Here is an 8775-nt window from a genome sequence, read left to right as displayed (position 1 = left end):
GCCCCCGGCCGGGCCATGCTCTACCGGCGCACCGGTGATCGTACCGAGGCCTTCGCCGTGCACCTCGACGACATCCTGGAGCGCGGCGATCTCACCACCAATGTCGCGCTCCAGCCCGGGGATGTGATCACCATTCCCGAGCGGGTCTTCTAACGGCTATCGCAGCCAGTCGCGCCGAGGGCGAACGACCATGAACGGTCCCATCGACCAGATCCTCCGCCTGGTGCTCGCCGAGGGTGTGCGCCGCAAATGGGCGGTGCTCGCCGTCTTCCTCTCCCTGCTCGTGGTAGGCACGCTGGTCACGTTCGTGTGGCCGCGCTCCTTCACCTCGTCGGTGACTCTGTTTGTCGAGGAGCAGAGCATCATCGACCCCCTCATGGAGGGGCGCGCGGTACGGCCCGATCTGACCTCCCAGGCACAGAACGCCCGAGAGGTGATATACGGCCGTACGCTGCTCACCCGCGTGCTCACCGATGCCGGCGAGGTGGGCGACGATACCCCGCCACTCGCCGTCGAGCAGGCGGCGGAGCGCCTGCGCGACCGTATCGAGGTCACGACGCCCGGCGAGAACCTGATTCGCATCGCCTACAGCGACCACGACGCCGAGCACGCCTTTCAGGTCACCAAGCTTATCGCCGAGGCCTTCCGCCAGGAGATGCTGGCGAACCAGCGCGCCGAGAGCAATGCGGCATTCCGGTTCATCGACGCCCAGGTCCGGCGTTACGAGGGGCAGCTGCGGACCACGCAGGAGCAGATCGACGCCCTGCGCAAGCGCTACCCGGTGGTCGAGGTCAACGCCGCCGAGCAGGTCGGCGCACGCATGGGCGAGCTTCGCCGCACCATCGACACCCTCGAGCAGTCCCTGCGTGAGGCCATGGTGCGTGAGGCCTCGCTGCAGCGCCAGCTGAGCGGTGAGGTCCAGGTCTCCGCGGTGCTTTCCCGTGCCGATCAGTACCGTGCCCGCATCGCCGAGCTCGAGGGCCGGCTGGAGCAGCTGCGGCTGAACTACCACGACACCTATCCGGACATCGTCCAGCTCCGCGACCAGATCAGCGCCCTGCGTGCCAAGGCGCAGGAGGCTGCCGCCGAGCCGGAGGGGCAGCAGGGGCCGAGCGTGAGCCTGCGCGGCAACCCGGTCTACCAGGATCTGCAGCAGTCGCTCTACGAGGTGCGCACCGAGGCCGCCACCATCCGGGCCCGGCTGTCCGACGCGCGTCAGCGCTACGCCGACGCCACCGGGCAGGCGGAGGAGGTGCAGGCCCTTCAGGGGCAGATGGACCAGCTGACGCGGGACTACGCCGTGAATCAGGACATCTACCAGGACCTGCTCCGACGCCGGGAAAACGCCCGTGTGTCGATGAATCTGGACAACCAGGGTGAGGGCCTGACCCTGCGTGTGCACGAGCCCGCCTTCCTGCCCCAGCGCCCGGACGGACCGCGCACGAGGCATTTCACCGTGGCCACCGTGCTGGTCGGCGCCACGGTTCCCGCGGGGCTGCTGCTGGTGTTGGTGGGCATGTCGCCCCGTGTGCACATGCCCGAGCAGCTGCCGGAGCTCTACCGCATGGCGGTGGTGGGACGGCTGCCGCGTTACCGCACGGCGGCGGAACGGCGCCGGGGATTCCTCTCGCTTTCCATCGCGGGTCTGCTTGCCGTGTTCGGCGTGATCGTGCTTCTGGCGGTGATGCTGGCACGTGCCGAAGGAGGGTTGTGACATGTCCGTCATCGAGAAGGCCATACGCCGCGGGGCCGGGGAGGGCGGATCGAGCGACGCCACCGTGCGTACTGCCGGCGAGTCCCGGGCGCTTGATATCGCGCGCATGCGCATGCCGCCGCCCTGGCCGCCGACGGCCCTGGAAGCCCGGCGGCTCGTCTACCCCGGCATGAGGGACGTGCGCATGCTCAACGCCTTCCGGCTGCTGCGCACGCGACTGTTTTCGGTCGCCGGCGGCGGCAGGCTGATCATCGCCGTAACCGGGGTGGCCCGGGGCGGGGGCGCCAGCTTCGCCGCGCGCAACCTTGCCGCTGCCCTCGCCATGGACGCGATACAGACGGTGCTGCTGGTGGACGCCAACCTGCGCCGTCCCGGCCTCGACGACCTGCTCGCCGAGCCCGGCGACGGTCCTGTCACAGGGCTAACGGACTACCTTGCCGGCCGTGTCGACGATCCGGCGGCGATCATTCACGCCACCGGCGTGCCGCGGCTGCGCCTGATCCCAGCGGGCACGCTGCGCACGGATGCCGTGGAATCCATGTCCATGACCCGGCTGCGCGAGCTCTTCAATCACCTGCGCGCGCGTTACCCGGACCGCAACCTGGTCCTCGACCTGCCGCCGATCCTCGACGAGGCGGATGCCCGGATCCTTGCCGGGCTGGCGGACACGGTGGTGCTCGCCGTGCGCTACGGGCGCGACGCCGCCCACCGCGTGCAGGTGGCTGCGGACGTCATCCCCTCGGAGCGGTTCGGGGGGATCGTATTCAATGACGAGCCGGTCCCGCCGGCGGCATGGGGGTGAGGCGATATGCGTGCATGGGGGAGAGTGCGCCGACCGTGTGTCAGCGGGTGGTTGCTGCTGTCCGGTGTGTGGGGGCTGTGTGCCGTCGCGGCGGCGGCCCCGCGGGGTGATTACAACGTCTTTCTGGAACAGACCTATACCGACAACGCCCCACTCGAGGCTGACGCACAGTCCGACTGGCTCACGGTGCTGGGCGTGGAGGGCGTGCTCAGTGAACATGGCGGCCGCCTGGACGCCGATCTCCGGGCCCGTGTCGCCCGCGAGGAGTATTACCGCAATACAGTCGAGGACGACACGGCCCTGAGCCTGCTGGCGGATACCCGTTTCTGGCTGCGTCCGCGCACCCTCTCCTGGGCGTTCTACGACCGCTTCGCGCGGGTCGGCGAGACCGTCGAGGATGCCGAACGCCCGGGCGCGCAGCAGAACGCGAACGTGGTCTGGACCGGTCCGGATGCCGCCTTTCACCTTGGTCCGGTGGATGACTGGCTCCTCGGCGGCCGCGTGGGACACACCTACTTCGAGTCCGATGCCGACAGCGTCCGCTACGCGGCGAACACCGGCTGGCGGCACCGCACCGACGAGAACGCCGAGCTCACCGTGATCGGCCGCGCCCAGCAGGTCGATTTCAAGGAGCAATCGGATACTGCGATCGACTACGACCGCTACGACCTCTTCGCCGGCCATCAGCGCACCGGCGGTTCACCGCTGCAGTGGCGTGCCCAGCTCGGCATGAGCCGGGTCGAGCTGGACGGCCGCGACAGCGACGACGCCCTGCTGCTCGACTCCGAGGTGACCTACCGGCGCTCGGCACCGACCCTCGTCGGCGCCCGTCTGGCCCATCAGTACACCGACGCCACCGGACGACTGCTCGATACCTCCGGCATCCTGCGCGGGCTGGAGCCGGTCACCGACCTGTCGGTGGGCACCTCGCTGATCTACGAGCGCCGCTACGAGCTGTTCTTTCGCCGAGAGGCCCCGATCTGGACCGCAGAGGCCAGGGGCTACTACGTCGACGAGGACTTCAAGACCGAGGACAGCGACCGCGATATCTCCGGCCTGCGCCTCTCCGGCAGCCGCTCGCTGAGCGCCCGCGCCGACCTCGGCGGCGAGGTCTACGGCGAGCGCATCCACTACCAGCTCTTCGAGCGCGAGGACAAGGATTACGGTGCAAGCGTGAGCCTGACCTGGCGGCTGGGCAGCGAGCTGCGCCTGCGCGGGGCGGTGGGCCACATCGTTCGCAACAGCGACGTGGACGCCGCGGAGTATGAGGAGAACCGGGTGCTCATCGCCCTGGTCTACGGTGGGAGTCTTGACTGATGGCCACCCCGATGACCCCTGATCGTCCGCGTCCGCCGCCGCTCAATGCCATGACCATCGACGTGGAGGACTACTTCCAGGTCGCGGCCCTGGCCGGCGCCATCGCCCCGGAGGACTGGGAGCGATGGCCGCGGCGGGTCGAAGCGAACACCCGTCGGCTGCTGGACCTCGTCGAGCGTCACGGCGTGCGCACCACCTGCTTCGTGCTGGGCTGGATCGCCGAGCGTCACCCGGCGCTGGTGCGCGAAATCGCCGCACGCGGCCACGAGATCGCGTGTCACGGCTACAGCCACCAGCTCGTCTACGACCAGACGCCGGCGCGTTTCCGCGAGGAGACCCATCGTGCGCGGGTGCTGCTGGAGGATCAGGTCCAGCGTCCCGTTGTCGGCTATCGTGCGGCGAGCTATTCCATAACCCCGACTTCCCGCTGGGCCCTCGACATCCTCGTCGAGGAGGGCTTTCGCTACGACTCCAGTATCTTCCCCATCCGGCATGACCGCTACGGTATGCCCGGCTCGCCGCGCTACCCCCACCGGCTGACCACGCCGGCGGGTGGTGAGATCGTCGAGTTCCCGCTGACCACCTGGCGGGTGCTCGGCCAGAGCGTGCCGGTGGCCGGCGGCGGCTATTTCCGGTTGCTGCCGTACCCGCTCATTGCCCGCGGGTTGCGCGCCGCCGCGGCGGGCGGACAGCCGACGGTGTTCTACCTCCATCCCTGGGAGCTCGATCCGGAGCAGCCCCGGGTCCCCGGCCTGCCCTGGCGCTCGCGGCTGCGTCACTACCGCAATCTGCACCGCACCGGTGAACGCCTTGAGCGGCTGCTCGGTGAGATCAGCTTCGCCCCCATGGGCGACGTCCTGGCCGCGACGGGCCTGCTGACAGAGGCGGGAGGTGCCCCGTGCCGGGCGTCGGCGTGAGCGCGGACACCGCGCCGGCCATGGCCCCGGTCCGGGTCACGGTCTCCGGCCCGCGGGAGCGCTGGGACAGCACCGGCTGGGACGCCTATGTCCGGGGTCACCGTGCGGCGAGCCTATACCACGAGGCGGTCTTCCGCGGTCTGCTCGCCGACGTCCTCGGTCATCGCACCTACTACCTCACGGCGCACACCGACGAGGGGGCCGTGGCGGGCGTGCTGCCGCTGGCGCGGCTGCGCAGTCCCCTGTTCGGCGATTTCCTGGTGTCACTGCCGTGTTTCAACTACGGCGGTGCGCTGGCCGACGACGGCGCCGTCACTGACCGCCTTATGGACGCGGCGGTGGAGCTGGGTGGCCGGCTCGGCGTCGACCATGCCGAGTTCCGCGACCTCACGCCGCTCGGCGGTGACTGGCCCGTGCGTACGGACAAGGTCGTCATGCACCTGGCTCTGCCGGGGGATCCGGACGCGCTGTGGAAGGGGTTCGGCCCGAAGCTCCGGGCGCAGGTGCGGCGACCGCTCAAGGCTGGGGCCAGCGTGCACGGCGGTGGTATCGAACACCTGGACGAGTTCTACGCGGTGTTCGCGCGTAACATGCGCGATCTCGGCACCCCGGTCTACCCGCGGCGCTGGTTCCTCCGCCTGTGCGAGCTGCTGGGCGAGCGTGCCCGCATCCTGGTGGTGCGGGTGGACGGCGTGCCCGCCGCGGCCGGGTTGCTGTTGCGTCACCGCGGGGTCGTGGAGATCCCCTGGGCCTCGTCGGACCGGCGTTACAACCACCTCGGCGTGAACATGCTCCTCTACTGGGAAGCGCTGCGCCGGTCCGTGGAGCAGGGTGCCCAGACCTTCGACTTCGGCCGTTCCACCGCGGATTCCGGGACGTACCGTTTCAAGCGTCAGTGGGGGGCCGAACCGGTAGCGCTGTACTGGCACTACTGGCTGCCCGGCGGCGGGACGCTGCCGGGCCTCAACCCGGACAACCCGCGGTTCCGGCGGGCCATCCGCCTGTGGCAGCGGCTGCCGCTGCCGCTGGCCAACCGGCTCGGTCCGCGCATCGTGCGGTATCTGCCGTGAGCGGGAGGGACTGATCATGTGCGGACTCTGCGGCATTCACCGACTCACCGCCTCGGCGCCCCCGGTCGAGACCGGGGTGCTCGCCGACATGGTCGCCCGGATCGGCCACCGAGGCCCGGACGAGCAGCGCCTGCGCATCGAGCCGGAGATCGGGCTCGGCCATGCCCGGCTGTCGATCATCGACCTCGCCACCGGCAGCCAGCCCATCCACAACGAGGACCGGCGTATCTGGGTGGTGTTCAACGGCGAGGTCTTCAACTATCCGGAGCTGCGCCGCGCCCTCCAGGCGCAGGGCCACCGTTTCTACACCGACAGCGACACCGAGGTCCTGGTCCACCTCTACGAGGCGTACGGCGACGACTTCGTCGAGCACCTCAACGGCCAGTTCGCCATCGCGCTGTGGGATGGCCGAAACCACCGGCTGGTGCTGGTGCGCGACCGCGTGGGCATCGCGCCGCTGTACTACACCGAACGGGACGGGCGGCTGCTGTTCGCCTCCGAGGTCAAGGCGCTGCTGCCCGCCCTCGGCGGGGCCCCGCGGATGGATCCCGCCGGCCTGGACCAGCTGCTGACCTTCTGGGCGCCGGTGGCGCCGCGCACCCTGTTTGCCGGCATCAACGAGCTGCCGCCCGGCGAGATGCTCGTCGCGGAGGGTGGCCGCTGCCGGCGCCGGCGCTACTGGCAGTGGCAGTACCCGGAACACCCGGACGGCTACCTGCGGGACACGCCCGCGAGCCTCGCCGAGAGCCTGCACGACCTCCTCGCCGACGCGGTGCGCGTGCGCCTGCGTGCCGACGTACCGGTGGGGGCGTACCTCTCCGGCGGCCTGGACTCGGCGGTGATCACCGCACTCATCCACCGCCGTGCGGACGTGCCCCTGCGCACCTTTTCCCTGCGTTTCGCCGACCCGGGCCTCGACGAGTCCGCTTTCCAGATGGCGATGGTCGAGCACCTGGGGGCCGCTCACACGGCGGTGCCGGTCACCGATGAGCTCGTCTCCGGCGGGCTGCCGGCAGCGGTCTGGCACGCGGAGATGCCGATGCTGCGGGCCGCCCCGGTGCCGATGGCGGCGCTGTCGGCGGCGGTGCGCGATGCGGGCTACCGGGTGGTGCTTACCGGTGAGGGCGCCGACGAGGTCCTCGGCGGCTATGACCTCTTCAAGGAGGCCAAGATCCGCGATTTCTGGGCCCGCCAGCCCGATTCGCGGCTGCGTCCGCGGCTGCTCCGCCGGCTCTATCCGTACCTGGACATGACCCGGGGCCAGGGCCAGGTCTATCTGGAGCGCTTTTTCGGCATGGGTCTCGATGACCCCTCCGGCGCGTTCTTCTCCCATCTCCCGCGCTGGACCACCACCGCGCGGACCAAGCAGTTCCTCAGCCCGGCCTACGCCAGCGCGGCGGCCGACCAGGCGCTGGACGGGCTCGCCGAGGTGCTGCCTGCGGGGATGCAGCGCTGGCACGGCCTGGAGCGTGCCCAGTATCTGGAGGCGCGGACCCTAATGGCCGGCTACCTGCTCTCCGCCCAGGGCGACCGCATGCTCATGGCCAACGGTGTGGAGGGGCGCTTCCCGTATCTCGATCACCGCGTCATCGAGTTCGCCAACCGCCTGACGCCACGGCTGAAGCTGCGGGTGCTGCGCGAGAAGCACCTGCTGCGGGAGGCCATGGCCGGCTATCTGCCGGCCGCGCTCACCCACCGCCACAAGCAGCCCTATCGCGCCCCCGATGCGGCCGCGTTCTTCGGCGGCACCACGCCGGCGTTCGTCGACGAGCTGCTCGCCCCCCGGACACTGGCGGATTACGGCTATTTCGATCCGTCGCGGGTCGCGCGGCTGCTGGCCAAGGCCCGGCGCGGCGGCATCACCGGTTTCGCGGACAACATGGCCTTTATGGCCGTGCTCTCCACCCAGCTCTGGCATCGGTACTTCGTCGAGAACTACCACCGGCAGTTCGTCCGTTCACGGCCCGAGGGGCCGCAGCGGGCGATAACAATAGAAGCGGAGGCCTGATATGACTCAACGGGAGCAGCTGCGCGACTACATCCTGGAGAACTACCTGTTCACCAGCGATGCCTCGGCGTTGGACGACGACGCCTCTTTCCTGGAGCGGGGGATCATTGATTCCACCGGGATCATGGAGGTGATCGACTTCCTGGAGGAGCGCTTCGGTGTTCAGGTGCGCGACGAGGAGATGGTTCCGGAGAACCTGGACTCGGTGAACCGGATCTGCCGCTTCCTCGAGCGCAAGCGGGCCGCGGCATGACCGCCGGCACGGCACTGCCGCTCGCGTGGTTCACGGCGAGCGCGCAGTCCGCCCCGGAGGCGGCCGCGCTGGAGTGCGACGGCCGCGTCACCGCCTACGGCGAGCTTCTCGCCGGCGCCGCCGGCGTGGCGGCGTGGCTGCGTGAGCGGGGGATCGCCCCCGGTGACCGGGTAGGGCTGCTCCTCGACGAGGCCCCCGCCTACGTGGCCGCATACTACGGAACCCTCGCCGCCGGCGGCGTGGTCGTGGCGCTGAATACCGCGGCCCACGCCGGGAGCCTCACCGCATGGCTCGCCCATGCCGGTGCCCGGTTCATGATCGCCGGGCCCCACCCGGACCTCGGGGCGGTGATCGAAGGCCACGCCCCGGAGCACCTGCTCTTCACCGGCGGAGACCGGCCGCCGGTGGTCGCCGAGCGCTGGCACCAGGCGGTGGACGCGGGTGCCGAGTGGCGGCCGGCGCCGGCCGCCGGGCGGACGCTGGCAAGCCTGATCTACACGTCCGGGACTACCGGCACGCCCAAGGGCGTGATGATCAGCCACGGCAACCTGGCCGCCAACGTCGCCGCCATCGTCGACTACCTCCGCCTCGGGCCGGAGGATCGCACCGCAAGCCCGCTGCCGTTCCACTACTCCTACGGCAACTCGGTGCTGCACACCCACATGGCCGCCGGCGCGTGCCTCGTGCGGCTCGG

The 8775-nt window shown here is 70.2% G+C and carries 8 protein-coding genes; all 8 read left to right on the top strand.

Annotation, left to right across the window (positions count from 1 at the left end):
* Positions 1-190 precede the first annotated feature (190 nt).
* Complete coding sequence (locus tag G7A99_RS13525; RefSeq protein ID WP_163140978.1) at positions 191-1714, top strand: XrtA system polysaccharide chain length determinant; 1524 nt, start codon at positions 191-193, stop codon at positions 1712-1714.
* Between the two features lies 1 nt (position 1715).
* Positions 1716-2516 carry a polysaccharide biosynthesis protein gene (locus G7A99_RS13520; protein WP_163140975.1) on the top strand — a complete coding sequence of 267 codons (801 nt, stop codon included), beginning with the start codon at positions 1716-1718 and terminating at the stop codon, positions 2514-2516.
* 51 nt (positions 2517-2567) lie between these two features.
* Positions 2568-3833 carry a hypothetical protein gene (locus G7A99_RS13515; protein WP_163140972.1) on the top strand — a complete coding sequence of 422 codons (1266 nt, stop codon included), beginning with the start codon at positions 2568-2570 and terminating at the stop codon, positions 3831-3833.
* A complete protein-coding gene (locus tag G7A99_RS13510) occupies positions 3833-4750 on the top strand; it encodes an XrtA system polysaccharide deacetylase (protein WP_163140968.1) in 918 nt (305 codons plus the stop codon). The genes G7A99_RS13515 and G7A99_RS13510 overlap by 1 nt, the downstream gene beginning before the upstream one ends.
* On the top strand, positions 4732-5820 hold the full coding sequence (locus tag G7A99_RS13505) for a FemAB family XrtA/PEP-CTERM system-associated protein (RefSeq protein ID WP_163140965.1): 1089 nt from the start codon (positions 4732-4734) through the stop codon (positions 5818-5820). Before G7A99_RS13510 ends, G7A99_RS13505 begins: the two co-directional genes overlap by 19 nt.
* A gap of 16 nt (positions 5821-5836) precedes the next feature.
* On the top strand, positions 5837-7828 hold the full coding sequence (gene asnB / locus G7A99_RS13500) for an asparagine synthase (glutamine-hydrolyzing) (RefSeq protein WP_163140962.1): 1992 nt from the start codon (positions 5837-5839) through the stop codon (positions 7826-7828).
* Position 7829: 1 nt separating this feature from the next.
* On the top strand, positions 7830-8081 hold the full coding sequence (locus tag G7A99_RS13495; protein ID WP_163140960.1) for an acyl carrier protein: 252 nt from the start codon (positions 7830-7832) through the stop codon (positions 8079-8081).
* Positions 8078-8775: class I adenylate-forming enzyme family protein (locus G7A99_RS13490; RefSeq protein WP_163140957.1), on the top strand; the 698-nt coding region annotated here is incomplete at its 3' end. The genes G7A99_RS13495 and G7A99_RS13490, both read left to right, overlap by 4 nt.

The sequence above is a fragment of the Arhodomonas sp. KWT genome (assembly GCF_010993615.1).
This window is presented reverse-complemented; position numbering and strand designations above follow the sequence as displayed.

Bases quoted from the DNA above. Each gene is read 5' to 3' on its own strand.
- G7A99_RS13525 (WP_163140978.1), top strand. From the start codon at position 191: ATGAACGGTCCCATCGACCAGATCCTCCGCCTGGTGCTCGCCGAGGGT.
- G7A99_RS13520 (WP_163140975.1), top strand. From the start codon at position 1,716: ATGTCCGTCATCGAGAAGGCCATACGCCGCGGGGCCGGGGAGGGCGGA.
- G7A99_RS13510 (WP_163140968.1), top strand. From the start codon at position 3,833: ATGGCCACCCCGATGACCCCTGATCGTCCGCGTCCGCCGCCGCTCAAT.
- asnB (WP_163140962.1), top strand. From the start codon at position 5,837: ATGTGCGGACTCTGCGGCATTCACCGACTCACCGCCTCGGCGCCCCCG.
- G7A99_RS13495 (WP_163140960.1), top strand. From the start codon at position 7,830: ATGACTCAACGGGAGCAGCTGCGCGACTACATCCTGGAGAACTACCTG.